Raw genomic sequence first — 24,323 nt, 5'->3', positions numbered from 1 at the left:
CGGTCGCCCCGCGAGGGAGCGAAGCGACCGAGACGAAACGCGCTGAACCTCTCGAAGCGCCGGGTGGCTGCTGGCCCGAGCGTTTCGTCTCGCTTCGCCCGCTCGACGACCGGAGGGCCGAGAGCCGGGGCCGTCGATACACTGGATGGCATGAGCGAACCGTCGATCTTCACGCGCATCCTGCAGGGTGAGATCCCCGCCGAGATCATCGCGGAAACCGAGAACGCGTTCGTCATCCGCGACATCGCACCCAAGGCTCCGGTGCACCTGCTCGTGATCCCCAAGACCGAGGAGTACCGCAATGTCGTGGAACTCGCGGCAGGCGATGCCGACCTGCTCGCCGAGCTCGTCGGCCTCGCCAACTCCGTCGCCGCCGAGCAGTCGGACGGCGACTTCCGGCTGATCTTCAACACCGGCGAACGGGCCGGCCAGACCGTGATGCACGTGCACGCGCACGTGCTCGCCGGCGAACTGGACGAGAAGAGTCTCGGTGCCTGACGATTCACCGGTTGTCGACCGCGTCTATGCGGACGGCGTCGCCATGGTCCAGCTTCTGGGTCCGCAGGACCGGCTCCTCCGGGTGGTCGAGCGCGAGCATCCCGGCGTCGATGTGCACGTCCGCGGGAATGAGATCACGCTGACGGGGGATGCCGCATCCGTGGCGGCCGCCCGGTCGCTCGTGGACGAGCTGCTCGCCATGACCAAGGCGGGTCACGACCTCGCGCCCTCGGATGTGTCGGCGTCGAACCGGATTCTGCAGGCCGAGGGCGCCCAGCGCCCCTCGGAGGTGCTGGGCGAGGCGATCCTGTCCTCTCGCGGGCGGATCATCCGGCCGAAGACGCTCGGCCAGAAGGCCTACGTCGACGCCATCGAAGCGAACACGATCGTCTTCGGCATCGGGCCGGCGGGCACCGGAAAGACCTACCTCGCGATGGCGAAGGCGATCCAGGCTCTGCAGCGCAAAGACGTGAGCCGCATCATCCTGACGCGGCCGGCCGTCGAGGCGGGGGAGCGACTCGGGTTCCTCCCCGGCACCCTCAACGACAAGATCGATCCGTACCTCCGACCGCTCTACGACGCGCTCAACGAGATGATGGATCCCGAGATCGTCCCCAAGCTCATGGCGACCGGCACGATCGAGGTGGCGCCCCTCGCGTACATGCGCGGTCGCACGCTCAACGACTCGTTCGTCGTGCTCGACGAGGCGCAGAACACCACCCCCGAGCAGATGAAGATGTTCCTGACGCGCCTCGGCTTCGGCACGCGCATGGTCGTCACCGGCGACATCACGCAGGTCGACCTGCCGCAGGGAGCCTCGGGGCTTCGACTCGTGACACGGGTGCTGAACCAGATCGACGACATCCACTTCGCGTACCTGACCAGCGACGACGTGGTCCGCCACAGCCTGGTCGGTCGCATCGTCGACGCGTACACCGAATACGACGAGCGTCGCCTCGCGAGCCGGCGCGAGCGGGACGAGGCATCCGAATTCGCCAACCGCGCCGAGCGACGGTCGGCCGCCCGCCCCTCAGGTCCGCGCGACCACCTGCCCAAGCGAGGCCGCTCATGACGATCGAGATCAACAACGAGTCCGGCATCCCGGTGGACGAGACGGTCCTGCTGCGCCTGATGGAGCACAACCTCGCCGAGCTGCACGTCAGCCCCGATGCGGATGTCGCGATCATGCTCGTCGACGAGGGGGCCATGGAGGCGCTGCATGTGCAGTGGATGGACGAGCCCGGGCCGACCGACGTGCTGAGCTTCCCGATGGACGAGCTCCGGCCCGGAACCGAGGATATGCCGACGCCGGCGGGCCTGCTCGGCGACATCGTGCTGTGCCCCCAGGTCGCCGAGACCCAGGCCACGGCGGCCAAGCATTCCACGATGGACGAGCTCGTCCTGCTGACGACGCATGGCCTGCTGCACCTCCTCGGCTTCGATCACGCCGAACCCGAGGATGAGCGCGAGATGTTCGGACTCCAGAAGGACCTCATCGTGGGCTTCCAGGTCACCGAACGTCGCCGCGGCCGCACATGACGGCTGTCCTCCTGCTCGTCGCCGCGGTGCTGCTGCTGGCCTTCGGCTCCCTGATGGTCGCGATCGACGCCGCGCTGGGCGTCACGTCCCGCGCCGATCTCGCCGAACTGGGCGCTTCGGGGCGGAACGCGTCTTACCTGCGGAACATCGCGACCGACCCCGAGGCGCACGCCAATGCGGTCGTCTTCATCCGCGTCCTCGCCGAGACGACCGCGGCAGTCCTCGTCACGGTGGCCTTCACGCTGCTGTTCGACAGCATCTGGTGGGCGATGCTCGCCGCGGCCGTGCTGATGACCGGCGTGTCCTATGTGGTCGTCGGGGCGAGCCCGCGAAACGTCGGGCGGCTGCACGCCACGGGCCTCCTGCGCGCATCGGCGCCGATCATCCGCGGGGTTCGCATCATCCTCGGTCCCCTTGCTCACGGACTCGTCGCTCTCGGCGTGCGGATCACCCCCGGCGCGTCTCGCGGCCGGTCGTTCGCGTCCGAACAGCAGCTGCTCAGCATCATCGACGAGGCGGCCGAGAACGATCTCATCGAGCAGGACGATCGCGAGCTCATCCACTCGGTGTTCGACTTCACCGACACCTACGTGCGGGCGGTGATGGTACCGCGCACCGACATGGTGACGGTGGATTCGACGGCCTCCACGCGCGAGGCCATGGCGATCTTCCTCGACAAGGGCGTCTCACGCGTCCCGATCGTCGACGACGACGCCGACGACGTCGTCGGGGTGCTGTACCTGAAGGATCTGGTGCAGTTCGGGTTCCGCGACGAGTCCGGATGGCGGGAAGCTCCGATCAGCCGCATCGCGCGGCCCGCCGTGTTCGTCCCGGAGTCGATGAAGGCGGAGACGCTGCTGCAGCAGATGAAGCGGGATGCCGTGCACGTCTGTCTCGTGATCGACGAGTACGGGGGAGTCTCGGGGCTGGTCACGCTCGAGGACCTCATCGAGGAGCTCGTCGGCGAGATCGCCGACGAGTACGACCCGCGCGGGGACGAGGTGACCGAGCTCCAACCCGGTCGATACCGGGTCAGCGCCCGGCTCGGGCTGGACGAGGTCGGCGACCTCTTCGGCATCGAACTCGAAGACGAGGACGTGGATTCGATCGGAGGCCTTCTCGGGAAGGCACTGGGCCGCGTCCCGCAACCGGGCGCGACCGCGGAATACGGCGGCCTCGTCATGACGGGCGGCGCGTCGCGCGGACGCGGACGGGGGATCTCGTCGGTGTTCGTCGAGCGAAGTGAAGCGCTGAACCCCGCCGACGCGGCGTCGGCACGCGCGCCGCGCACGGGCGAGGTCCGCACCGTGCCGGCGCGGACCGGCGAGATTCGCGTGACCAAGAAGGGGGAGCGACCATGACCGACTCGGCTGCTGAGTCCGTCGAGGGGCGGTCCGGCTTCGTCACGTTCGTCGGCAGGCCGAACGTGGGCAAGTCGACGCTGACCAACGCGCTGGTGGGCGAGAAGGTGGCGATCACGAGCGACAAGCCGCAGACCACCCGCCGCGCCATCCGCGGGATCCTCAATCGCCCAGGCGGACAGCTCGTGATCGTCGACACGCCGGGGCTGCACAAGCCGAGGACGCTCCTCGGCCAGCGGCTGAACGATCTGGTCGAGCAGGTCCTCGGCGACGTGGATGTGATCGGGTTCTGCGTGCCTGCGACCGAGAAGGTCGGTCCGGGCGACCGCCGCATCGCCGAGTCGCTCGACGGCTACGGCCGCGCGAAGAAGGTCGCGATCGTGACGAAGACGGATGCCGCGACCCGCGAGCAGATCACCGAGCGCCTCATGGAGGTCGACAGCCTGCGCGATGACTGGGCTGCCGTCATCCCGCTGTCGGCGATGACCGACCAGCAGCTGGACGTTCTCACCGACGAGCTGCTCGCGCTCATGCCGACGGGCCCCGCGCTCTATCCGCGTGGCGTCGTGACGGACGAGTCGACCGAGGATCGCGTCGCCGAGATCATCCGCGAGGCCGCGCTCGAGGGGGTGCGGGACGAGCTGCCGCACTCGATCGCCGTGATGATCCAGGAGATCCGGCCCCGCGAGGATTCCGACCTCACCGACGTGTTCGCCGACATCGTGGTGGAGCGCGACAGCCAGAAGGCGATCATCATCGGCCGGAAGGGTTCGCGACTGCGAGAAGTCGGCGCACGCGCGCGCGGGGGCATCGAGCCCCTGCTGGAGTCGCGGGTGTACCTCTCGCTGCATGTCCGGGTGGCGAAGGAGTGGCAGCGCGATCCGAAGCAGCTCGGGCGTCTGGGGTTCTGACATCGCACGCCAGTGGATCGCGACGAGGTGGGGAAGCCCCGACACCTGGGAGTTCGTCGAGCACGATGTGCCGGCGCCGGTCTCGGGGGAGGTCACGATCCGGGTCCGTGCGGCAGGAGTCAATCCGGCCGACTACAAGCACGTCGCTGCCGAACGGCCCGGGCTCTCACTGCCCGTCCCGATCGGCTACGAACTGTCGGGCGAGGTGACGGCGATCGGGCCGGACACCGCGATCGGCTCCGGCCCGGTGAGGGTCGGGGACGAGGTCATCGCCTTCCGCGTGCAGGGCGGCTACGCGACGGAGCTCACCGTGGCTGCCGAGACGGTGTTCGCGAAGCCGCCGTCGCTGTCGTTCGAGGCCGCCGCGAACCTCCTGCTGGCGGGGTCGACCGCATCCGAGATGCTGCACGTCACCGGCGTCGAAGCGGGGGAGACCATCGTGCTGCATGGCGCGTCGGGGGCCGTGGGAGTCAGCGTCCTGCAGCAGGCGCGGCTGCTCGGCGCGAGGGTCATCGGCACCGCGAGCGCCTCGAACTTCGACCGCGTCAGCCGTTTCGGCGGCATTCCGGTGGCCTACGGTCCGGGGCTCCCGGAGCGCGCGCGGGATGCCGGGACCGCGCCGATCGCCGCGGCACTCGACTCCGTCGGCACCGACGAGGCGGTCGACGCCTCACTCGAACTCGTCAGCGACCGCAGCAGGATCGTGACGATCGCCGCGGCCCGCCGAGCTTCCGAGGAGGGCATCCGGGCCATCGGCGGCGCGATGCCGGCCAGCGCTGCCTATCGCGACAGCGTGCGGGTCCGGCTCATCGAGTTTGCGGGCTCCGGCGCTGTCGTCGTGCCGATCGCGCGAACGTTCCCGTTGGCGGACGCCCCTCAGGCGCTGCGCTTCCTCGCCGGGGGTCACCCCGGCGGCAAGATCGCACTGCTGCCCTAGGGCGCTTCGTCCTCAGCGGGCCTCGGCCGGGCGGTTCACGTCCGCCGGCCGACGAGATCGAGCAGCCGGGTTCGGGACTTTGTCACAGTTCGCCACCGACCCGAGGGATCGAACCAGTGCGGTGCTCTCACCTCAGCCCCTCTCCGAGACCCGCGGCCACAGCCCGACGCGTCCGCTCGACCGTCTCACGGAGTGACTCGAGCGGCGCTTCGATACCTCGATTCTGCCGAGGGGCTCCGACATTGCCGAACGCGTTTCACCCCGGTCAGGTCCGATTTCCGGGAGCAGCTCCGGTGCTGGACTGCCCGGACGGCCCGACCTGCTCCCCGACGGGGTGCAGCGCCGACCGGATCGCCACGACGCCAGTGCCGTAGTCGGCGTTCGCGGCATCCTGCCAGGTGCCGTCGTCCCAGACCACGTCGACCAGCAGCCAGCCGTTCTCGGGAGAAGAGGCCAGATACCCGTCACCGAGGATGCCCGGCAGTTCGTCCTGGATCCCCGTGAGCGTCGCGTCGTCACCGGCACCCGCCTTGCCACCCGTCGGGTCGGGGAAGGGCATCGGATCGTAGAGAGCCAGCATGATGGGCGGCTTCGTGACCGTGAACTTCTCCCCGTCGTATGTGCCCTGTACGGCGTAGGTGCCCCAGGTCGCCTTTCCCGAGGTCTCGGAACCATCGACGCCGTCCCACGACCAGTTCGCGATGGGAACCCCGCTGCATTGCGGCGGGTACGACTCCGCGACCGCGCCGAGGCAGAGTTCGACCGTGCCGTCGACATCCATCACCGTCGCCTGGGCGATGACCTCGCCCTCGGGAGGTGCCGGCGAGAGCGACCCCAGAGAGTGGCCCGGAGGGGCATCGGCCGCGGCGGGCGTCGCGGGCGGTGTCGCACACGCCGACAGAGCGATGACGGATGCCGCGCCCAGCGCGAGCGCGAGAAGGTGTCGACGATGACGGGTCATAACCACTCAGTGTCGCCCGCGCGAGGATCGTCTCATACCCGTGCGGTTCGCACCCGCGCGTGACCGGGTGTAACCTGGCCCCATGCGTGCAGGCTCGCTGCTTCTCCTTAGCTGCCGCGACGAGGCCTCGATCTAGGGCCCCCCTCGTCGCGGAGCTTGTTGTCGGCCCGCTCATTTCGACGAGGAAGACGCGACACATGGATAACACTCAGAAGCCCTCAGGGATGCCGGTCCACAAGTACCGCCCCTACCACGAGCAGCTCACCGTCCACCTGCCCGACCGCACCTGGCCGGACGCCCGCATCACCAAGGCACCTCGCTGGTGTGCCGTGGATCTCCGGGACGGCAACCAGGCGCTCATCGATCCGATGAGTCCCGAGCGCAAGCGCATCATGTTCGATCTGCTCGTGAGCCTCGGCTACAAGGAGATCGAGGTGGGCTTCCCCTCCGCGAGCCAGACCGACTTCGACTTCGTCCGGCTGCTCATCGAGGACGACCTGATTCCCGACGACGTCACGATCCAGGTGCTGACGCAGGCTCGCGAGCATCTGATCGAGCGGACCTACGAATCGATCGCCGGCGCGAAGCAGGCGATCATGCACCTGTACAACTCCACGAGCGTGCTGCAGCGCGACGTGGTGTTCCGCACCGACAAGCAGGGCATCATCGACATCGCCGTCGAAGGCGCGCGGCTGTGCCGTCGGTTCGAGAAGCGCATCCCCGAGACGAAGGTGTTCTACGAGTATTCGCCCGAGAGCTACACCGGCACCGAGCTCGAATTCGCGCTCGACGTCTGCAACCAGGTCCTCGAGGTGTTCGAGCCGACTCCGGATCGCAAGGTCATCATCAACCTTCCCGCGACCGTGGAGATGGCGACTCCGAACGTCTACGCCGACTCCATCGAGTGGATGAGCCGTCGCCTGGCGCACCGCGAGAACGTCATCCTCTCGCTGCACCCGCACAACGACCGCGGCACGGCGATCGCAGCGGCCGAGCTCGGCTACATGGCCGGCGCGGATCGCATCGAAGGATGCCTCTTCGGCAACGGCGAGCGCACCGGCAACGTGGATCTCGTGGCCCTGGGCATCAACCTGCTGACGCAGGGGATCGACCCGCAGATCGACTTCAGCGATGTCGACCAGGTCAAGCGCACGGTCGAGTACTGCAACCAGCTTCCGGTGCACGAGCGCAGCCCGTGGGCGGGTGACCTGGTGTTCACAGCCTTCAGCGGCTCGCACCAGGACGCCATCAAGAAGGGCTTCGAGGCGATGGATGCCCGCGCGGCCGCCGAGGGCGTCACCGTCGACGAACTCGAGTGGGCGGTGCCCTACCTGCCGATCGACCCGAAGGACCTGGGTCGTTCGTACGAGGCCGTCATCCGCGTGAACTCGCAGTCGGGCAAGGGCGGCGTCGCCTACCTGCTCAAGACGGACCACGCGCTCGACCTGCCGCGGCGGCTCCAGATCGAGTTCTCGGGGGTCGTGCAGGCGAAGACGGATGCCGAAGGCGGCGAGGTCACCAGCGACCAGATCTGGGCGATCTTCAACGACGAGTACCTTCCCTCGCAGATCGCCGACGAGCGCTGGGGGCGATTCGAGATCCTCGGCACGCGCACGCAGAGCGACCTCTCGGGCGACGTCTCGCTCGAGGTCACCCTGCGCGACGGCGACGACCAGTTCGACGCAGCCGGCAACGGCAACGGTCCGGTGTCGGCGTTCCTCGAGATCGTGCGCGCTCAAGGGTTCGACGTGTCGCTCTACGACTACGTCGAGCACACACTCAGCGCCGGGGGCGACGCGCAGGCCGCGGCCTACGTCGAACTGCAGGTCGACGGCGAGCGGCTCTGGGGCGTCGGAATCGACGGCGACATCTCCACGGCATCCCTCAAAGCCATCGTCTCGGGTGTGAACCGCGCGATCCGCACCCGCGAACGCGAGGGTGTGCTGGCCAGCGCCTGACCCTCCGGTGCGCTCCGCGACCCGGCCGTCGCGGAGCGCGCTGAGTCGGGACTCAGCGAGTACGTCCAGTCTTGGCATGCCCGGGCGGTGAAGCGATCGAGACGATCGGCGCGGAGCCCGCACGTCGGAGGCACGCGCCGTTTCTCATGCGAATGGGATGAACTTCTCCACGTGTCGTTGACACGGTGAACGAAGCGCAGGTAGACCGGGGGACGTACTGGCGCCGACGCACCCTCGCCATGAAGGAGCCCCGCAATGCTTCACCACCGCGACAACATCCGTGACGAGATGCTCGACGAGGTCTTCGCCTCGTCCGACCTCTCGGTCTCGATGCCGAAGTACCGCATCCCCGAGAAGGAGCACCTCGCCCGCCACGCCTACCAGGTCGTCTCCGACGAGCTCATGATGGATGGCAACTCCCGCCAGAACCTCGCGACGTTCTGTCAGACGTGGCTGGAGCCGGAGGTGCGCGCGCTGATGGCGGAGAGCCTCGACAAGAACATGGTCGACAAGGACGAGTATCCGCAGACGGCCGAGATCGAGGCCCGCTGCGTCCACATCCTCGCCGATCTGTGGAACTCGCCCGACGCCGTGAACACGCTCGGCACGTCGACGACGGGCTCGAGCGAGGCCGCCATGCTGGGCGGCATGGCGCTGCTGTGGAACTGGCGCGCGCGTCAGCGTGCGGCCGGCAACCCGACCGACAAGCCCAATCTGATCACGGGCCCCGTTCAGGTCTGCTGGCACAAGTTCGCCCGCTACTGGGACGTCGAGCTGCGCGAGATCCCGATGGACGGCGATCGGTTCCTGATGACCCCCGAAGAGGTCGTCAAGCGCGTCGACGAGAACACGATCGGGGTGGTCCCCACGCTCGGGGTGACCTTCACCGGCGGCTTCGAGCCGGTGCAGGACGTGAGCAACGCGCTGGACGCGCTCCAGGAGGAGAAGGGACTCGACATCCCCATCCACGTGGACGGCGCCAGCGGGGGGTTCCTCGCCCCCTTCACGGCGCCGAACATCGTGTGGGACTTCCGGCTGCCGCGCGTCAAGTCGATCAACACCTCCGGACACAAGTTCGGGCTCGCCCCGCTCGGCGTCGGCTGGATCGTGTGGCGGGATGCCTCGGACCTGCCGCAGGACCTGATCTTCAACGTGAACTACCTCGGCGGCAACATGCCCACGTTCGCGCTGAACTTCTCACGGCCCGGGGGTCAGATCGTCGCGCAGTACTACAACTTCCTGCGGCTCGGCCGCGAGGGCTACCGCAAAGTGCAGCAGTCCTGCTACGACACAGCCATGTACCTCGCGGGCGAGATCGCTCAGCTCGGCCACTTCGACATCATCAACGGCGGAGGACCCCATGAGGGCATCCCCGCGGTGTCGTGGAAGCTCAAGGAAGGCGTCGACCACCCGTTCACGCTGTTCGATCTCGCCGATCGGCTGCGGACCCGCGGATGGCAGGTCCCGGCCTACACGATGCCGCCGAACCGGGAGGACCTCCCGATCCAGCGCATCCTGGTGCGAGTCGGATTCAGCAGGGACGAGGCATCCCTGCTCATGGATGACTACCGCGACGCGATCGCCCACTTCGACAAGCACCCCATCACCGTGTCGATGACCGAAGAGGAAGCCGGAGCCTTCCACCACTGAGGGCACGCGGTGGCGCGCTCCTTCATCCGGTGGGGGAGCGCGCCGTCGCGTCGCTACGATCGTCACGTGTCTCGATCACCGCGACCGAAGAGCCTGCGTCTTCGCCGAGAGGCGTGGGGCTTCATGATCGGATCCGCGTGCTTCGCGCTCGGTGTGGTGCCGGCGTACGCGGCGGCCGTCGGGCCGGTCTGGGATTCCGCCACGTTCTTCCTCGGCTCGCTCTTCTTCACCACGGCGGGGTTCATCCAGCTCGCCTTGAGCGGGCGGCGCCCGCCGCGCAATGCATGGCGCGGAGCGGATGCCGCCGACTGGTGGGCTGCGGCGATCCAGTTCGTCGGCACGATCCTCTTCAACGTCAGCACCGTGACGGTTCTCATCGTCGCGGCCAACTCGCCCGCCCACGAGTTCACCGGGTGGCGGCCGGATGCCTGGGGCTCGATCGCCTTCCTCGTGTCGAGCACGTTCGCGCTGGTCGCCGCGAGCCGTCGTCATGAGCTGTGGGATCCGATGGCACGCACGTTCCATGGGACGATGCTCAACATGGTCGGATCCATCGCCTTCGGGATCTCGGCCGTGGGCGCGTACGTCTATCCAGCTTCGGGCGACCTCCGCAACCTCGCCTGGGCGAACCTCGGAACGTTCGTCGGGGCAGTGTGCTTCTTCGTCGCGGCGCTCCTCGCGCGTCGCAGCGACCTCGCCGGGGAAGCGAAGCCGGCTACGGCTTGACGGTGGGGATCGCCGATGTCTCGACGGCGACCTTGCGCCGGTAGAGCGCACGCTGCTCGGGCAGCGAGATGTCGAAGATCACCGCGAGAAGGCGGATGACGGTGGTCACGACGACGCCGATGACTGCTGCGACGACGAGGGGGAGGCCGAACGCCTCCGTGGTCGCAAGGACGACGCATCCCGCGGCGGCCGCCACCGCGTAGAGCGACCCCACGTGCATGATCGCCACCGGCAGGCCCATGATCATGTCGCGCAGGATGCCGCCGCCCACCGCGGAGCAGACGCCGACGAACACAGCTGGGACCGGCGGCAGCCCGAGAGCGAGCGCCTTGCTGGTGCCGAATGCGCCGAACAGCCCGATCACCAGGGCGTCGAGACCGACGATCACGGCGTTGAGCCTCTGGAAGAGCCCGGCGAGCAGCATCCCGATCAGCGCCGCGCCGGTGGCGGTGAGGAGATACCAGTTGCTCTGCAGCGTGACCGGCGTGACGTTGAGCAGGAGGTCGCGGATGAGGCCGCCCCCCATCCCCATGACGATCCCGATGATCGCCACACCGAGCAGATCGAGTCGCCGCTGGCCCCGGAATCCCGAGGCGAACAAGGCCCCCTGCACACCGCCGAGGCCTACCGCGATGAGGTCCGCCCAGAGCGGGATGACGAAGAGGGGCTCACTCACGCGTCCATTGTGGGTGTGCTGCTGCGGGATGCCGGTGCGCATCGCCGTGCGCGCCGCCGAGACGGGTGGGGGAGCCGGCATCCATAATTGAATCGTGCCCACCTACCGCGACGAGGTCGTGGTCCTCCGCACCCACAAGCTGGGCGAAGCGGATCGGATCGTGACGATGCTGAGCCGCCGGCACGGCAAGGTGCGGGCGGTGGCGAAGGGCGTTCGCCGCACCTCATCGCGCTTCGGCGCGAGGCTCGAGCCGTTCATGGTCGCCGATGTGCTGCTCTACCAGGGCCGCTCGCTCGACATCGTTCAGCAGGCCGAAACCCTCGGCTCGTACGGCGCCGACATCGCCGTCCACTACGACCGCTACACCTCGGCGCACGCGATGGTCGAGGCCGCCGACCGGCTCAACGAGGCCGAGACGACGATCGAGCAGTACCTGCTGCTGGTCGGGGGGCTTCGCGCCCTCGCTGCCGGCGACCACGCGTCGCGCAGCATCCTGGACTCCTACCTCCTTCGCGCGATGGCCCTGTCGGGGTGGGCGCCGAGCCTGTCCGAGTGCGCGCGCTGCAGCGCGCCCGGCCCCCACGACGCGTTCGTCGCGCAGCTCGGCGGCATGGTGTGCGCCGACTGCGCCCCGATGGGCTCCGCACGGCTCGACCCGCCGACCGTCCGGCTGCTGCAGTCCCTCATGTCGGGGGACTGGGCGGACGTGGATGCCGCCGCCCCGCGCTCGTGCGCCGCGGCGTCCGGGCTCATCGCGGCCTATGCCCAGTGGCACCTGGAGCGCGGCATCCGCTCGCTCGAGCACGTCTCCTCCGGCGCGCCCGGGGCCATCCGATGACGCCGAAGCCCTACACGCATCGGGATGCCGTCGCCTACCGTCCGGTCGACTGGACCGGCCTGTACCCTCCGGCGTTCCCGAAGGGCTCGGTGCCCGAGCATGTCGCGATCGTCATGGACGGCAACGGGCGGTGGGCCAACCGCCGAGGGCTCACCCGGATCGAGGGTCACAAAGCGGGCGAGGCGGCGCTGCTCGACGTCGTCGCGGGTGCCATCCAGGCAGGCGTGAAGCACCTGTCGGTCTACGCGTTCTCGACCGAGAACTGGTCGCGCTCGCCCGACGAGGTGCGCTTCCTGATGGGGTTCAACCGTGACGTGCTGCATCGTCGCCGCGACCAGCTCAACGAATGGGGCGTGCGGGTGCGGTGGTCCGGCCGCCGGCCGCGCCTGTGGTCGAGCGTCATCAAGGAGCTGCAGTTCGCCGAGCGGCTGACGGCCGGCAACGACGTCCTCACGCTGACGATGTGCGTGAACTACGGCGGCCGGGTCGAGCTCGTCGACGCGATGCGCGCGATCGGCGACGACATCGCCGCCGGGCGCCTCAAGCCGTCTGCAGTGACCGAGAAGCTCATCCAGAAGCGGCTGTACCAGCCGGACATGCCGGATGTCGATCTGTTCATCCGCTCGAGCGGCGAGCAGCGCACCTCGAACTTCCTGCTGTGGGAGTCCGCCTACGCCGAGTTCGTCTTCCTCGATACGCTCTGGCCGGACTTCTCGCGCACCGACCTCTGGCAGGGGATCGAGCTTTATCTCGACCGCGACCGCCGCTTCGGCGGTGCCGTGGACACTCCCGAGCCGCCCGCTCTGTAGACCACTGTCACGAACCCGCGCTCGGGGGCATCTCCTGCGAGCGTCCACGGGAAGTCCGCAGGAATAGCCTGCGACCCCGACGCGGTTGTGCCTGGCATGACGGATGCCATCAAGATCGACGTGTGGAGTGACATCGCCTGCCCATGGTGCTACATCGGCAAGCGGAATCTCGAGAAGGGGCTGGCCGAGGCATCCGGCGATGACGACGCCCCCGCCGTCGAGGTGACATTCCGCTCCTTCGAGCTCTCGCCCGACACCCCCGTCGACTTCGAGGGCGGGGAGGCGGACTACCTCGCACAGCACAAGGGCATCTCCGAGGCGCAGGCCCACCAGCTGCTCGAGCGGGTCACCGGCGTCGCCGCAGGCGCCGGCATCGAGTACCGCTTCGATCTGCTCAAGCACACGAACACCGTGAAGGCGCACGAGCTGCTGCACTTCGCGAAGGAGCAGGGACGTCAGCACGAGCTGACGGAGCGCCTGATGTCCGCCTACTTCACCGAGGGCCGCCATCTCGGGCGCGAGGACGAGCTCGTCTCACTCGCCGCGGATGCCGGTCTCGACGGTGAGGAGGCCCGCGACGCGCTGCAGAGCGGGCGATTCCTGCCCGCGGTGCGCGCCGATCAGGCGCAGGCCGCCGCGTACGGGATCAACGGCGTGCCGTTCTTCGTGATCGACGGAAAATACGGCGTGTCCGGCGCCCAGCCCGCCGAGGCGTTCGCCCAGATCGTGCGCCAGGTGTGGTCGGAAGACCACGACTCCGCGCGGGTCTGACCGGGTCGCCCGAGAGGCGCGGCCTCAGCGCGGCAGGTGCTGCTCGATGACCTCGACGATCGCCGGGTCGTCGGGCTTCACCTGGGGCCGGAAGCGGTGCACCTCGCCCTGCGGCGTGAGCACGAACTTCTCGAAGTTCCAGAGGATCGGCCCCTTCTTGCCCTCGACATCCTGAGCCTTCTTGAGCGCCTTGTAGATCGGCGCGGCCTTGCCGCCGTTGACCCGCACCTTGTCGAAGATCGGGAAGGTGGCGCCCCAGGTCATCGAGCAGTAGTCGAGGATCTCGTCCATCGAGCCGGGCTCCTGGCCGCCGAACTGGTTGCAGGGGAAGCCGAGCACCGTGAACCCGCGGTCGGCGTACGCGCGCTGGAGGTTCTCGAGCTGCTCGTACTGCGGGGTGAGACCGCATTTCGACGCGACGTTGACGATCAGCAGCACCTGGTCGGAGTAATCCGACAGGGTCGCGGTTCCGCCATCCGCCGTCTGGAAGGGGATCTCGCGCAGGTCTGTCAGGGTCGTTTCCGTCATATATGCAGGCTAATACATCCCTGTGGGACCAAGGCTGGGCGGCCCGTGGGTCTCGCACCGCCTGCCCAGGCCGAGTCTGGGAGAATGGCCGGGTGACCACTGCCCTCGCACCCGAGCGGACTCTCCGCATCGGACCCATCGCGCTCGACGCCCCTGTCGTGCTCGCGCCGATGGCGGGCATCACCAACACCGCCTTCCGCCGGCTGTGCCGTGAATACGGGGCGGGCCTCTACGTCAGCGAGATGATCACGTCGCGTGCGCTGGTCGAGCGCAACGCGACCACCATGCGGCTCATCACGCATCATGAATCCGAGACGCCCCGCTCCATTCAGCTCTACGGCGTGGATCCGGCGACCGTCGAAGGGGCCGTGCGGGTCCTCGTGGCAGAGGATCGCGCCGATCACATCGACTTGAACTTCGGATGCCCCGTCCCCAAGGTGACACGCAAGGGGGGCGGCGCCGCCCTGCCGTGGAAGCTCGAGCTGTTCAGGGACATCGTCACGCGCGCGGCGCGAGCCGCGGGCGACATCCCCCTCACGGTGAAGATGCGCAAGGGCATCGACTCCGATCACCTCACGTACCTCGACGCGGGCCGCATCGCCGAGGATGCAGGGGTCGCGGCGGTCGCACTGCACGCCCGGACGGCCGCGGAGTTCTACTCCGGCGAGGCGGACTGGTCCGCGATCGCGAAGCTCAAAGAAGTCGTGACGAGCGTGCCGGTGCTCGGCAACGGCGACATCTGGTCGGCCGAGGACGCCGTGCGGATGATGGCCGAGACCGGATGCGACGGTGTCGTCGTGGGTCGCGGATGCCTCGGCCGCCCATGGCTGTTCGGCGACCTCGCGCGCGAGCTCGGCGGCGCCCGGTCGTCGAGCGAGCGAAGCGAGACGAAACGTGCCGACGTCGACGCCACCCTGGGTTTCGTGGCTGCCGCGTTCCGCCGCCACGCCGAGCTGCTGGTGGAGTTCTTCGAGGACGAGGACCGCGGCTGCCGCGACATCCGCAAGCACGTCGCCTGGTACTTCAAGGGGTACCCCGTCGGCGGCGAGACCCGAGCCAGGCTCGCGACCGCCTCGAGCCTCGCCGAGATCGACGACCTGCTGGCGACCCTCGAGCTCGACGCGCCGTACCCGGGCGCTGCGGCGGAAGGACAGCGCGGCCGTGCCGGCACCCCGAAGCGTCCAGCACTGCCCGAGGGCTGGCTGGACTCCCGCGAGCTCGGAGCCGAGGCATCCTGCGCCCTCGCCGAAGCGGAACTCCACCACAGTGGCGGCTGACGGCGCCGTCGCGGTGGGCTTCGCCGCCCAGCGCCCGACGGGCTACGACGACGATGACGCCGCCCGCTTCCACCACGAGCAGCACCGCTCGCAGCGGGACGACTTCGCGCGCGACCGCGCCAGGGTGCTGCATTCGGCGGCCCTGCGTCGCCTCGCGGCGAAGACGCAGGTGCTGAGCCCGGCGAGCCCCGCGGACTTCGCCCGCAACCGCCTTACCCACTCGCTCGAGGTCGCTCAGGTCGGCAGGGAGCTCGCGACGGCGCTGCGGCTCTCGCCCGACGTGGTCGACACGGCCTGTCTCAGCCACGACCTCGGCCACCCCCCATTCGGGCACAACGGCGAGCGGGCGCTCAACGACTGGGCCGAGGACATCGGCGGGTTCGAGGGCAATGCGCAGACCCTCCGGATCGTCACGCGCCTCGAGCCGAAGGTGGTCGACGACTCGGGTCGCACGTTCGGACTCAACCTGACACGTGCGAGTCTCGACGCCACGTGCAAGTACCCGTGGACGGCGGACCATCCTGTCCCCGATCCGAGCGGCCGGCTGAAGTTCGGCGTGTACCCCGACGACGAGGAGACCTTCCGCTGGATGCGCATCGGCGCACCGGGTCGCGTCCGGTGCGTCGAGGCCGAGGTCATGGACCTGTCGGACGACATCGCCTATTCGGTCCACGACTTCGAGGACGCCGTCGTCAACCGGTACCTCGATCCGTCGCGGCTCGGCGACACCCAGGAGCACTCCGTCCTGCTCGCCGCGATCCAGTCGTGGGTGGGATTCGACTTCGCCCGCGACGAACTCGAGGACGCGCTGTACCGCCTCATGCGGCTGCCTGAGTGGATCGCCTCGTTCGACGGCACGCGCGCTGATCTCGCCCGGCTGAAGAATCTCACGTCCGACCTGATCGGCCGCTTCGCGCGGGCGGCGACGACCGCGACGCGCGAAGCGTATGAGACATCCGTCCTCACGCGCTATCGTGCGCACGTCGTCGTGCCGCGTGTGGTCGAGGCCGAGATGGCCGTGCTCAAGGGCATCATCGGCGCCGCCGTGGTATCGATCGAGGGCAGGAAGGCGCTCTACAAGGAGCAGCGCCGCGTGCTGAGCCGCCTGGCGACTGCCCTGTCGGAGCAGCCGGAGGCTCTCGACGCCATCCACGCCCAGGACTTCGCGACAGCCGGGACGGATGCCGCGCGCCGACGTGTCGTGGTCGACCAGGTCGCGAGCCTCACTGATCAGCTCGCGATCGCCTGGCACCGGCGTCTTGTCGGGGACGTGGATGCCGCGTCGCTCGGGATCTGGGCGCCAGGCGCCCCCAAGCCGCCCTCCCGGGCGGGTTCGTACGCCCCGGCCGAGGACCGCTGATGGCGGGTCGCATCCGGCAGGCCGACGTCGACGAGGTCAAGGCGCGGACCGACATCGCCGACATCATCGGCGAGCGCGTCGCGCTCAAGCCCGCCGGCGTCGGCGCGATGAAGGGGCTCTGCCCGTTCCACGACGAGCGCAGCCCCAGCTTCAACGTCCGGCCGCAGGCGGGCTTCTACCACTGCTTCGGCTGCGGCGAATCCGGCGATGTCTACTCCTTCCTGCGCAGGATGGATCATCTGTCGTTCACGGAGGCCGTCGAGCGGCTCGCCGGCCGCATCGGCTATTCACTGCACTACGAGGACGGTGGAGCGACACCCGACACGAGCGGCCGGACCCGGCTGTACGCCGCGAACGCCGCCGCCGCGGAGTTCTTCCGGTCGCAGCTGGCGACGAGCGAGGCCGTGGCAGCGCGGAGATTCCTCGGGGAGCGCGGCTTCGATGCCGGCGCCGCCGCGCATTTCGGCGTCGGGTACGCGCCGAGGGGCTGGTCGGGGATGCACTCCGCCCTTCGTGACACCGGATTCTCGGACGAGGAGCTGAGCGCCGCGGGGCTCGTCTCGCAGGGCCAGCGAGGCGTGTACGACCGGTTCCGCGGGCGGGTGATCTGGCCGATCCGCGATGTGACCGGGCAGGTCATCGGGTTCGGGGCACGGCGGCTGTACGACGACGACAACGGCCCGAAGTACCTCAACACCCCTGAGACGACGATCTATCACAAGGCGCAGGTGCTGTACGGTCTCGACCTCGCAAAGCGCGACATCTCGCGCGAGCATCGAGTGGTCGTCGTAGAGGGCTACACCGACGTGATGGCGTGTCACCTCGCCGGCATCACGACCGCGATCGCCACGTGCGGCACGGCGTTCGGGTCCGATCACATCAGCGTGCTGCGGCGGGTGATGGGCGATGATTCCACCTCTGGTGAGGTGGTGTTCACGTTCGACCCGGATGCCGCGGGCCAGAAGGCGGCGCTGCGCGCCTTCGCCGACGCCAAGCGCTTCAACGCGCAGACGTACGTCGCGACCGGTCCCGAAGGTCTCGACCCGTGCGATCTCCGTCTGCAGCGCGGGGACGGAGCCGTCCGCGCACTGATGGAGCTGAAGGTGCCGATGGTCGAGTTCGTGATCGACCAGCGGATCTCGGGCTTCGACCTCGCCAGCGTCGAAGGGCGTGTAGGGGCTCTCCGTGCCGCAGCGCCGGTGGTCGCCGAGCTTCGCGACCCCCTCGTCCAGCCCGAGTACGTGCGGGTCCTCGCCCGTCGCCTGGGCCTGGACACCGAGGACGTGCGGCGAGAAGTCGAACGTGCCGGGCGCGGCGGCTCGACGCGCGACGCGAGCCCGGCAGCACGCGACGAGTCCGGGACGACCCGGGTGACGATCGCGTCCCTGCCGCGGACCGCGGATGTCGCGCTGGAGCGCGACGCATTGATGGGGTTCCTGCAGTTCGGGCATCGGATCGATCGCGGACTGCTCGAACACGCCGTGAGCCTGCCGTTGCGGCATCCGGCCCTCGACGCGGTCCGACGGGCCGTGGACTCCGCGGCCGATCTGGAACGCCCCGGCTGGGCAGCGGATGCCGTCGGCTCCGTGCCCGAGCCCTATCGCTCTTTCGCCGCAGAGCTGCTGACCGCCGACTTCCCCGCCTTGACCGACGACGCCGCGGTCGCGTCGACCGCGGCTCTCGCGCGTCGGCTCATCGCTCGCGCGCTCGATCGCGAGAAGTCCGAGCTGCTGAGCGCGATCCAGCGTGTCTCGGCGGATTCGGTCGAGGGGCTCGGCATCCGTCTGCGACTGCGTCAGCTGGATGCCGAGCGCCAGAGTCTGGCCGCAGAGGCCTGATCGGCGCGGGTCGGACTGGCCCCGAGGGGCTGTGCACGGCAGGATGAGCACATGGCTCGACGACAAGAGGCCGATGCGGCGATCCGCTGCTCAGACCTCTCCATCGCGCGTGCCACCCGTGGCGGCCCGGCGCAGCGCGTCATCGACGGCGTGTCGTTCGTTCTGCCCCACGCCGGCACGCTCGCAGTGATGGGACCCACCGGCTCCGGCAAGTCGAGCCTCGCCGCCGTGCTCGCCGGAGCCGATGAGATGGGACTCGCCGTCGTCGGCGGCGATGCGCTCGTCGAGGGCGTGCGGGTGCGGCATCCGGGTCGTGACCATCGGTACCTCACGTACGTCACCGGGCACCTCACGCAATCGGCCGGCGCGAGGCTGCCGGCACGGTTCACCGTCGCGGAACTGATCGGCCAGCCCATCACGAGCCGTGACAGGCGCGTGAACGCGAGAGCGCTCGCAGTGCGCGTGGCGACCCTGCTGGACGAGCTGATGCTGCCCCTCGGCGCCGCGGCGAAGTACCCGTACGAGCTGAGCGCCGGCATGCGGCAGCGCGTGGCGTTCGCGCAGGCGCTGGTCCTGCAGCCGCGCGTGTTCATCGCCGACGAGCCCTTCGCCAACATGGACCTCGAGGTCCGGAAAGCCGCCCGCGAGGCGATCGTGCGCCGCCGCTCGGGATACGGGATGTCGACGCTCGTCGTGACGAATGACGCGGAGGTCGTGCGCGAACTCGATGCCGACATCCTGCTGCTTCGCGGTGGTTTCACGATCGCCTACGGGCACGGTACGAGCGACCTGCTGTGGACGCCGAGCGGCGACCCGGACACGCGCCTCATCTCGTCGTGACGGTCATGAGCACACCTTCGGCTTTGGTAACATAGTCGGGTTGCCCGCGAGAGCGGGCATGATCCTCGGTAGCTCAATTGGCAGAGCAATCGGCTGTTAACCGATAGGTTCTTGGTTCGAGTCCAAGCCGGGGAGCGAACGGCTCCGGGCTCCACCCCGGGGCCGTTCTTGCTTCCACGGGCGTCAGGCTTCGATGTCGTCGACGCCCGGAGTCCACGCCTGACCGGGCCGACCCCAGCCGCGCTTGCGGGCGATCTTCTGCACCGTCTTCCAGTCCGAGTCGGCAAGGCGGTCGACGTACAGCACGCCGTCCAGGTGGTCGAACTCGTGCTGCAGGATTCGTGCGCGCCAGCCGTCGACCTCGACGCGCACCTCCTCGCCCTCCAGGTCGGTGCCTGCGACGAGGACGGCGTCGGACCGGCGAAGCGGGAACCGCTCGCCGGGGAACGACAGGCACCCTTCGGACTCGTCATCGGGATCCGGCTCACCAGGATCCAGCGGTCGCATCCACAGCTCGGGATTGACGATCACGCCACGCCAGGGCGCTCCGTCGTCATCCGGATAGCTGTACGTGAAGATCCGCAGTCCCACCCCGACCTGCGGGGCCGCGAGGCCGACGCCGGGCGCGGCATCCATCGTCTCGAACATGTCGGCGACCAGCGAGCGGATGTCATCCGTGATCTCTTCCACTCGCGAGGCCGGAGCGTGGAGCACGGGGTCACCCATGATGCGAATCGGCAGAACGGCCACGCCTTGAGCCTACCGATCGGCATCCGCGACTAGTGTCGAAACGTGGTGTGGACGGTCGACCAGTTCGAAAGCGTGGGCGATTCGCTCGTCGGCGCCTTTCAGAATCCGGGCATCCTGATCGGAATCCCGCTTGCGCTGCTCGGCTCCATCTTCATGTCCTTCGGCGCGCAGTATCAGCACCGGGGCGTGACCAAGGTCGAGAAGCAGAGCGGGTCGGACGGCACGCAAGGCCTGACGGGCGCGCAGCTGAAGCGGCTGCTCACCAGGCCATCATGGGTGATCGGCACGGTGATGCTGGGCCTTGCGATCGTCTGCCAGCTGGCCGCCCTGTCGTTCGCGCCGCTGATCGTGGTGCAGCCCCTCGGCGCGATCGCGCTCGTCATCACGACCCTCCTCAACGCCCAGATCAGCGGCCACCGGCCCACCCGCCGGTCGCTCATCGCGATCGGGGCGTGCGTCGGGGGAATCTTCGTGTTCGTCACCATCGCGGCGCTCTACGCGACCGACATGCCCGTATCCGACAGACAGCTGATCACGATCCTCCTGCTGCTTGCCGTGGTGACCATAGTCTTCGCGGCGCTGTGGATCTGGCGTCGCCACCACATGGGCGCGCTGTTCTACATCACGGCGGCGGGTGTCATCTACGGATTCGTGGCGACATTGGCGAAAGTGGTGATCACCCGCATCCAGACCGGCGACTTCGAGTGGCTCACCTTCACCTGTCTCGCGGCTCTTCTGATCACCGCCGTCGTCGGGGCGTACTTCGTTCAGACGGCGTACTCGTCCGGTCCGCCCGACCTCGTCATCGCCGGGCTCACAGTCATCGACCCGATCGTCGCGATCCTGATCGGCCTCATCGTCCTCAACGAGGCGCAGGGGGCGCCCCTCTGGGTCTACATCGCGTTCGCGGCCGTCGGCGCCATCGCCGTGTGGGGCGTGTTCCAGCTCGCGCGCTACCACCCCCAGATCGTCAGCGACAGCCTGGAGCACGCGATCCAGCGCGGCAGCTCAGGCAGCGCGGACGCTCCCCACCCTGTCACCGGCTCGATCCGGGTGACCGAGGCCGTCGCGAAGGTGTGGCCCGATCCACCCGTCAAAGACAAGGGCGATTGACTGGACCACTGAGCAACCCGTTCAGGCGCCTGGCGGGATGTCGATGACGATGCGGCCTTCCTGCCTGCGGCCCTTGTCGCCGGGAGCCGGTGCCGGTGCGGGAAGCTCGACCTGAGCCTCCCAATCGGCGCGCGCTTCGTCGGCGGAGGGGCGCCAGACGGCGTCGAGTCCGCTGCCGACACCTGCGAATGACCCGCCACCGCCGTCGAGCTGGCGGCGCAGGTTGTCGCGCTTGAGGCGTGGCGCCGCCGCGATTGCGACCAGTGCGAGGACGACGGCGGCAGCGGTGATGAGCCAGCCGATCGCGTCCACGTCATCATTTTCCCATGGTCGGCCCGACCGACGCCAGGCGATAGGCTCGATGCCGCGGGGGCGGTGGCCAAGCTGGTCAAGGCAGCGGGCTCATAACCCGACGATCGTGGGTTCAAGTCCCACCCGCCCCACGGAGAGTACGAGCCGCCCGCAGGGCGGCTCGTACTCTCCGTCCCGGGTCGGCCCACCATTGCGCGCCCGGGACGGGCCCCGAGCCGGGCACGCGAGCCGCCTGCGAGTTGCCTGAACTGGCGGCCTCGCGATCCGCGGATGCCGCCACTCAGGGCAATTGCCCGTGTTGCGGTCGCCGCGGCAGGGGCAACGGCCCGGGCGGTGGCGGTGCCACGGCCCGGACGGTATCTGCGCGGCGAGTTGCCTCGATCGGCTGACTCGGAGGGGGATGGATGCCGCCGCTGAGGGCAAGTCGATCATGCCAAAGGGGCCGGCGCCGCCCGGTGTCCTGTCCGGTGCGGCGCCCGAGGCCGCACAGCGTCGAGCGCCCGCCGACCACCCAGCCCGCGAGCTGCCTGTACCGGCCGCTTCACAGGGCGATTTTCCCACCACGCGAGGCAGCTCGACCTGGGCCTGGCCCACGCCGACCCGAGACGGCGAAGCCGAGCCAGGTCAGTCCTGCATCGCCGCGCCGATGTAGGAGTACTTCACGAACACCTCCGGCGCGAGGCCGGCCTGCTCGAGAACACCCTGGACGGCGGTCAGCATATACTTCGAGTCCCAGCCCATGTAGAGGAACCGGGACTCGTCGAGCTCATCCCACAGGCCGTTCCATGCCGGGGCAGGGAAGATCGGTCCGCCGCGCTGCGCGCTGAAGGCGACCACATCCTCGCGCGCGTCTGCCCACAGTCGCTTGAACACCCGGTTGAAGAGGTATCTGACGTCGTGCACCTCCCAGTGCTCGCCGCGATACTCGACGTACTCGAACTCGCGCTGCCAGCCTCGGGGCCAGCCGCGCCGACGCAGGGCGTCGAGGATGGGCGTCAGATCGTCGTCGTCGATGCCGACCGTCGCCGGGCGCTCCCAGATCCGCAGGAACCCGCTCGTGAGCCGGGCGGTGCGATCGGCGATCGCGGCGGTGCCCCAGGCCGGGACATCGGCAAGCTCTCTCGTCGTGGCGATGTCGCTGCGGGGGTAGACCGCCGCCCGCTTCTCCGGGAACGAGGCATCCAGCGCACGTTCGGCCAATGGCCCCTCGAGAAGCGCGAGATTCCCGAGGGTCTGCGCCAGCGCTCTATGGCTGTTCTGCTCGTCGTCGCTGTAGTCGGCCCATTGCCGTTCCCCGTCGCCGCTCCATTCGTTGCCCGGCGACAGCGGGAAGACGTGCTCCACCTCGAGGTCGCCGCCGGGGGCGACACCCGCGAGGCGGCCGAGCACGTAACGGGCGTGGGGGAGATCGCCGTATTTGAGGGCGACGCGCACGCGCTCATCCGAGGGGGTGATCCGGGCGATGGCGCGCACGAGACTGTCGGCGCCCTTCTCGCGTGCGCGACACAGCCGCGCGATGAGGCGGTGGGTCGTCACGCCCACGACCGATCGGCGAAGCAGAAGCGACTGCAGCTGCTCCAGAATCCGGATGAACGCGCCTCGGTCGATCAGTCCCCGGAGGTGGTCGCGATACGCGTGCATCACCAGCGGATAGGTCCCACCGCCGAAGGTGTTCACGTAGGCGAGCTGGCGCGCGATCTCGGCATCCGGTTCCTGCGTGGGATCGAGCAGGATGCGGTAGATGTGCGAGTAGTCCCGCCACTCCGCCGCGTGGCGCTGAAGCGTCTTGTGGTCGAGCCGTGGGAACTCGTGCCGGAACGCGTCGTACACGCCCCGCTCGCCTGCGACCGCGACTTCGCGTCCGGTGGTCATCACGAGGTAGTGACGCCAGAAGCTGCCGATCGAGTCGTCGGTGTTCTGCTCGATGGGCACCCAGAAGGCGTCTTCGACCTGGCTCTGCTCGGCGTGCGAGAGGCCCATCAGCACGTAGTTGTGGATCAGCTCATGGTCGCGCAGCGGCTCGCCGGTGGAGTTGAGGCTCTCGAACGTCTGCTGCGCGTTCGCGTCGGCACCCAGCGCGATCGCGACGTGCTCCAGCTTCTGCAGCCCGCGCCAGATTCGGGGCGCCTCCTCGGCGAGGATCTGGCTGCGGAAGAACGCGTAGTTGTCATCGAAGCGGGACTCGCGCGACTCGTCATCGGCAGCCTGGCGGTCGAGGATGACGCTCTCGAAGACGTCCGCCCAGGCACGATGAGGCCGCAGCTTCGTGCGGGTGGGATCGTCCGCCCGCACGAGGACCCGCTCCAGCTGCGCCGCCAGCGTCGGATCCTCGTCCCGGACCGTATGGTGCAGCGCCGCGACGAGCAGCATGAGAGTCGTGATCCGCTGCTGGCCGTCGATGAGGACGAGCTCGGCTGCGTGATCCGCGGCGCTTCGGGTCGAGAGGATCGATCCGATGAAGTGCGTCTCGGTGGCGCCGGACGCGGCGACGGACCGGATGTCGGCGAGCAGCTGCTCGCATCCGCCGATGTCCCACCGGTACTGCCGCTGGTACACCGGCACCACGATGCTCGTCTCGCGGTCGGACAGCCACGCGATGGTGTTCACCGCGGTCGCATCGATGTTCGTGGCACTGACCATGGTGTCGTCTCGTCCTCCGCAACGCCGTCC

Annotated in this window: 23 protein-coding genes and 2 tRNA genes; 19 read left to right on the top strand and 6 right to left on the bottom strand. The window is 68.9% G+C overall.

Annotation, left to right across the window (positions count from 1 at the left end):
* The first annotated feature begins 150 nt into the window (after positions 1–150).
* From ABD212_RS06200 to ABD212_RS06175, 6 genes are read left to right on the top strand one after another with little or no spacing between them, the layout of a single operon-like run.
* The gene (locus tag ABD212_RS06200) at positions 151–498 is read left to right on the top strand and encodes an HIT domain-containing protein (RefSeq protein WP_344092290.1); all 348 of its coding nucleotides are present in this window, start codon (positions 151–153) and stop codon (positions 496–498) included.
* 43 nt (positions 499–541) lie between these two features.
* Positions 542–1,570, top strand: a complete 1,029-nt coding sequence (locus ABD212_RS06195; RefSeq protein WP_344092482.1) for a PhoH family protein — start codon at positions 542–544, stop codon at positions 1,568–1,570.
* Positions 1,567–2,037 (top strand): rRNA maturation RNase YbeY, encoded by a 471-nt coding sequence (gene ybeY, locus ABD212_RS06190; RefSeq protein WP_344092287.1) that lies wholly within the window; start codon positions 1,567–1,569, stop codon positions 2,035–2,037. Before ABD212_RS06195 ends, ybeY begins: the two co-directional genes overlap by 4 nt.
* Complete coding sequence (locus ABD212_RS06185; RefSeq protein WP_344092285.1) at positions 2,034–3,398, top strand: hemolysin family protein; 1,365 nt, start codon at positions 2,034–2,036, stop codon at positions 3,396–3,398. The genes ybeY and ABD212_RS06185 overlap by 4 nt, the downstream gene beginning before the upstream one ends.
* A complete protein-coding gene (gene era / locus ABD212_RS06180) occupies positions 3,395–4,309 on the top strand; it encodes a GTPase Era (RefSeq protein WP_344092284.1) in 915 nt (304 codons plus the stop codon). Before ABD212_RS06185 ends, era begins: the two co-directional genes overlap by 4 nt.
* 1 nt (position 4,310) lies before the next feature.
* Complete coding sequence (locus ABD212_RS06175) at positions 4,311–5,246, top strand: quinone oxidoreductase family protein (protein WP_425561244.1); 936 nt, start codon at positions 4,311–4,313, stop codon at positions 5,244–5,246.
* 265 nt (positions 5,247–5,511) lie between these two features.
* Here ABD212_RS06175 and ABD212_RS06170 read toward each other — a convergent pair whose 3' ends face one another.
* Positions 5,512–6,207 carry a hypothetical protein gene (locus ABD212_RS06170; RefSeq protein ID WP_344092280.1) on the bottom strand — a complete coding sequence of 232 codons (696 nt, stop codon included), beginning with the start codon at positions 6,205–6,207 and terminating at the stop codon, positions 5,512–5,514.
* A 197-nt stretch (positions 6,208–6,404) separates the two neighbouring features.
* Here ABD212_RS06170 and leuA point away from each other — a divergent pair, with 197 nt between their 5' ends.
* From leuA to ABD212_RS06155, 3 genes are all read left to right on the top strand, one after another.
* Positions 6,405–8,165, top strand: a complete 1,761-nt coding sequence (gene leuA / locus ABD212_RS06165) for a 2-isopropylmalate synthase (RefSeq protein ID WP_344092278.1) — start codon at positions 6,405–6,407, stop codon at positions 8,163–8,165.
* A 255-nt stretch (positions 8,166–8,420) separates the two neighbouring features.
* Positions 8,421–9,815, top strand: a complete 1,395-nt coding sequence (gene gad / locus ABD212_RS06160) for a glutamate decarboxylase (protein WP_344092276.1) — start codon at positions 8,421–8,423, stop codon at positions 9,813–9,815.
* A gap of 66 nt (positions 9,816–9,881) precedes the next feature.
* Complete coding sequence (locus ABD212_RS06155) at positions 9,882–10,541, top strand: hypothetical protein (RefSeq protein ID WP_344092274.1); 660 nt, start codon at positions 9,882–9,884, stop codon at positions 10,539–10,541.
* Here the strand turns inward: ABD212_RS06155 and ABD212_RS06150 are convergent.
* Positions 10,531–11,217, bottom strand: a complete 687-nt coding sequence (locus tag ABD212_RS06150; RefSeq protein ID WP_344092480.1) for a trimeric intracellular cation channel family protein — start codon at positions 11,215–11,217, stop codon at positions 10,531–10,533. The genes ABD212_RS06155 and ABD212_RS06150 overlap by 11 nt on opposite strands.
* A gap of 94 nt (positions 11,218–11,311) precedes the next feature.
* Here ABD212_RS06150 and recO point away from each other — a divergent pair, with 94 nt between their 5' ends.
* The 3 genes from recO to ABD212_RS06135 all read left to right on the top strand — a co-directional run bounded on the left by recO (position 11,312) and on the right by ABD212_RS06135 (position 13,635).
* The gene (gene recO, locus ABD212_RS06145) at positions 11,312–12,055 is read left to right on the top strand and encodes a DNA repair protein RecO (protein ID WP_344092272.1); all 744 of its coding nucleotides are present in this window, start codon (positions 11,312–11,314) and stop codon (positions 12,053–12,055) included.
* Positions 12,052–12,864, top strand: a complete 813-nt coding sequence (locus ABD212_RS06140) for an isoprenyl transferase (protein ID WP_344092270.1) — start codon at positions 12,052–12,054, stop codon at positions 12,862–12,864. The genes recO and ABD212_RS06140 overlap by 4 nt, the downstream gene beginning before the upstream one ends.
* Before the next feature lie 96 nt (positions 12,865–12,960).
* Complete coding sequence (locus ABD212_RS06135) at positions 12,961–13,635, top strand: DsbA family oxidoreductase (RefSeq protein ID WP_344092267.1); 675 nt, start codon at positions 12,961–12,963, stop codon at positions 13,633–13,635.
* Between the two features lie 24 nt (positions 13,636–13,659).
* Here the strand turns inward: ABD212_RS06135 and ABD212_RS06130 are convergent, their stop codons facing one another.
* Positions 13,660–14,163: a glutathione peroxidase gene (locus tag ABD212_RS06130; protein ID WP_344092265.1), complete on the bottom strand. Its 504-nt coding sequence runs from the start codon at positions 14,161–14,163 to the stop codon at positions 13,660–13,662.
* Between the two features lie 92 nt (positions 14,164–14,255).
* On the opposite strand from ABD212_RS06130, the gene dusB reads away from it, so the two are divergent.
* The 5 genes from dusB to ABD212_RS06105 all read left to right on the top strand — a co-directional run bounded on the left by dusB (position 14,256) and on the right by ABD212_RS06105 (position 19,613).
* Positions 14,256–15,440: a tRNA dihydrouridine synthase DusB gene (gene dusB, locus ABD212_RS06125; protein ID WP_344092263.1), complete on the top strand. Its 1,185-nt coding sequence runs from the start codon at positions 14,256–14,258 to the stop codon at positions 15,438–15,440.
* On the top strand, positions 15,430–16,800 hold the full coding sequence (locus ABD212_RS06120) for a deoxyguanosinetriphosphate triphosphohydrolase (protein ID WP_344092261.1): 1,371 nt from the start codon (positions 15,430–15,432) through the stop codon (positions 16,798–16,800). Before dusB ends, ABD212_RS06120 begins: the two co-directional genes overlap by 11 nt.
* Complete coding sequence (gene dnaG / locus ABD212_RS06115; protein ID WP_344092258.1) at positions 16,800–18,638, top strand: DNA primase; 1,839 nt, start codon at positions 16,800–16,802, stop codon at positions 18,636–18,638. Before ABD212_RS06120 ends, dnaG begins: the two co-directional genes overlap by 1 nt.
* A gap of 51 nt (positions 18,639–18,689) precedes the next feature.
* Positions 18,690–19,478, top strand: a complete 789-nt coding sequence (locus tag ABD212_RS06110; RefSeq protein ID WP_344092256.1) for an ATP-binding cassette domain-containing protein — start codon at positions 18,690–18,692, stop codon at positions 19,476–19,478.
* 62 nt (positions 19,479–19,540) lie between these two features.
* Positions 19,541–19,613: transfer RNA gene (locus ABD212_RS06105), tRNA-Asn, on the top strand.
* Between the two features lie 48 nt (positions 19,614–19,661).
* Here the strand turns inward: ABD212_RS06105 and def are convergent.
* Complete coding sequence (gene def, locus ABD212_RS06100; RefSeq protein WP_344092254.1) at positions 19,662–20,228, bottom strand: peptide deformylase; 567 nt, start codon at positions 20,226–20,228, stop codon at positions 19,662–19,664.
* A gap of 42 nt (positions 20,229–20,270) precedes the next feature.
* On the opposite strand from def, the gene ABD212_RS06095 reads away from it, so the two are divergent.
* Positions 20,271–21,341 carry a DMT family transporter gene (locus tag ABD212_RS06095; protein WP_344092252.1) on the top strand — a complete coding sequence of 357 codons (1,071 nt, stop codon included), beginning with the start codon at positions 20,271–20,273 and terminating at the stop codon, positions 21,339–21,341.
* A gap of 21 nt (positions 21,342–21,362) precedes the next feature.
* On the opposite strand, the gene ABD212_RS06090 is transcribed toward ABD212_RS06095, so the two are convergent.
* Positions 21,363–21,653, bottom strand: coding sequence for a BTB/POZ domain-containing protein (locus ABD212_RS06090; RefSeq protein WP_344092249.1), 291 nt, complete (start codon positions 21,651–21,653; stop codon positions 21,363–21,365).
* A gap of 57 nt (positions 21,654–21,710) precedes the next feature.
* Between ABD212_RS06090 and ABD212_RS06085 the strand changes: the two genes are divergently transcribed.
* A tRNA-Ile gene (locus ABD212_RS06085) sits at positions 21,711–21,784 on the top strand.
* Positions 21,785–22,277: 493 nt separating this feature from the next.
* Here ABD212_RS06085 and ABD212_RS06080 read toward each other — a convergent pair.
* The gene (locus tag ABD212_RS06080; protein WP_344092247.1) at positions 22,278–24,293 is read right to left on the bottom strand and encodes a DUF262 domain-containing protein; all 2,016 of its coding nucleotides are present in this window, start codon (positions 24,291–24,293) and stop codon (positions 22,278–22,280) included.
* Positions 24,294–24,323 lie beyond the last annotated feature (30 nt).

Source organism: Microbacterium deminutum (assembly GCF_039530205.1).
Taxonomy (GTDB): Bacteria; Actinomycetota; Actinomycetes; order Actinomycetales; family Microbacteriaceae; genus Microbacterium; species Microbacterium deminutum.
This window is presented reverse-complemented; position numbering and strand designations above follow the sequence as displayed.

Coding starts and splice junctions, on each gene's coding strand:
- ABD212_RS06200 (WP_344092290.1), top strand. CDS start 151: ATGAGCGAACCGTCGATCTTCACGCGCATCCTGCAGGGTGAGATCCCC.
- ABD212_RS06195 (WP_344092482.1), top strand. CDS start 542: ATGGTCCAGCTTCTGGGTCCGCAGGACCGGCTCCTCCGGGTGGTCGAG.
- ybeY (WP_344092287.1), top strand. CDS start 1,567: ATGACGATCGAGATCAACAACGAGTCCGGCATCCCGGTGGACGAGACG.
- ABD212_RS06185 (WP_344092285.1), top strand. CDS start 2,034: ATGACGGCTGTCCTCCTGCTCGTCGCCGCGGTGCTGCTGCTGGCCTTC.
- era (WP_344092284.1), top strand. CDS start 3,395: ATGACCGACTCGGCTGCTGAGTCCGTCGAGGGGCGGTCCGGCTTCGTC.
- ABD212_RS06170 (WP_344092280.1), bottom strand. CDS start 6,207: ATGACCCGTCATCGTCGACACCTTCTCGCGCTCGCGCTGGGCGCGGCA.
- leuA (WP_344092278.1), top strand. CDS start 6,405: ATGGATAACACTCAGAAGCCCTCAGGGATGCCGGTCCACAAGTACCGC.
- gad (WP_344092276.1), top strand. CDS start 8,421: ATGCTTCACCACCGCGACAACATCCGTGACGAGATGCTCGACGAGGTC.
- ABD212_RS06140 (WP_344092270.1), top strand. CDS start 12,052: ATGACGCCGAAGCCCTACACGCATCGGGATGCCGTCGCCTACCGTCCG.
- ABD212_RS06135 (WP_344092267.1), top strand. CDS start 12,961: ATGACGGATGCCATCAAGATCGACGTGTGGAGTGACATCGCCTGCCCA.
- ABD212_RS06130 (WP_344092265.1), bottom strand. CDS start 14,163: ATGACGGAAACGACCCTGACAGACCTGCGCGAGATCCCCTTCCAGACG.
- dnaG (WP_344092258.1), top strand. CDS start 16,800: ATGGCGGGTCGCATCCGGCAGGCCGACGTCGACGAGGTCAAGGCGCGG.
- ABD212_RS06110 (WP_344092256.1), top strand. CDS start 18,690: ATGGCTCGACGACAAGAGGCCGATGCGGCGATCCGCTGCTCAGACCTC.
- ABD212_RS06080 (WP_344092247.1), bottom strand. CDS start 24,293: ATGGTCAGTGCCACGAACATCGATGCGACCGCGGTGAACACCATCGCG.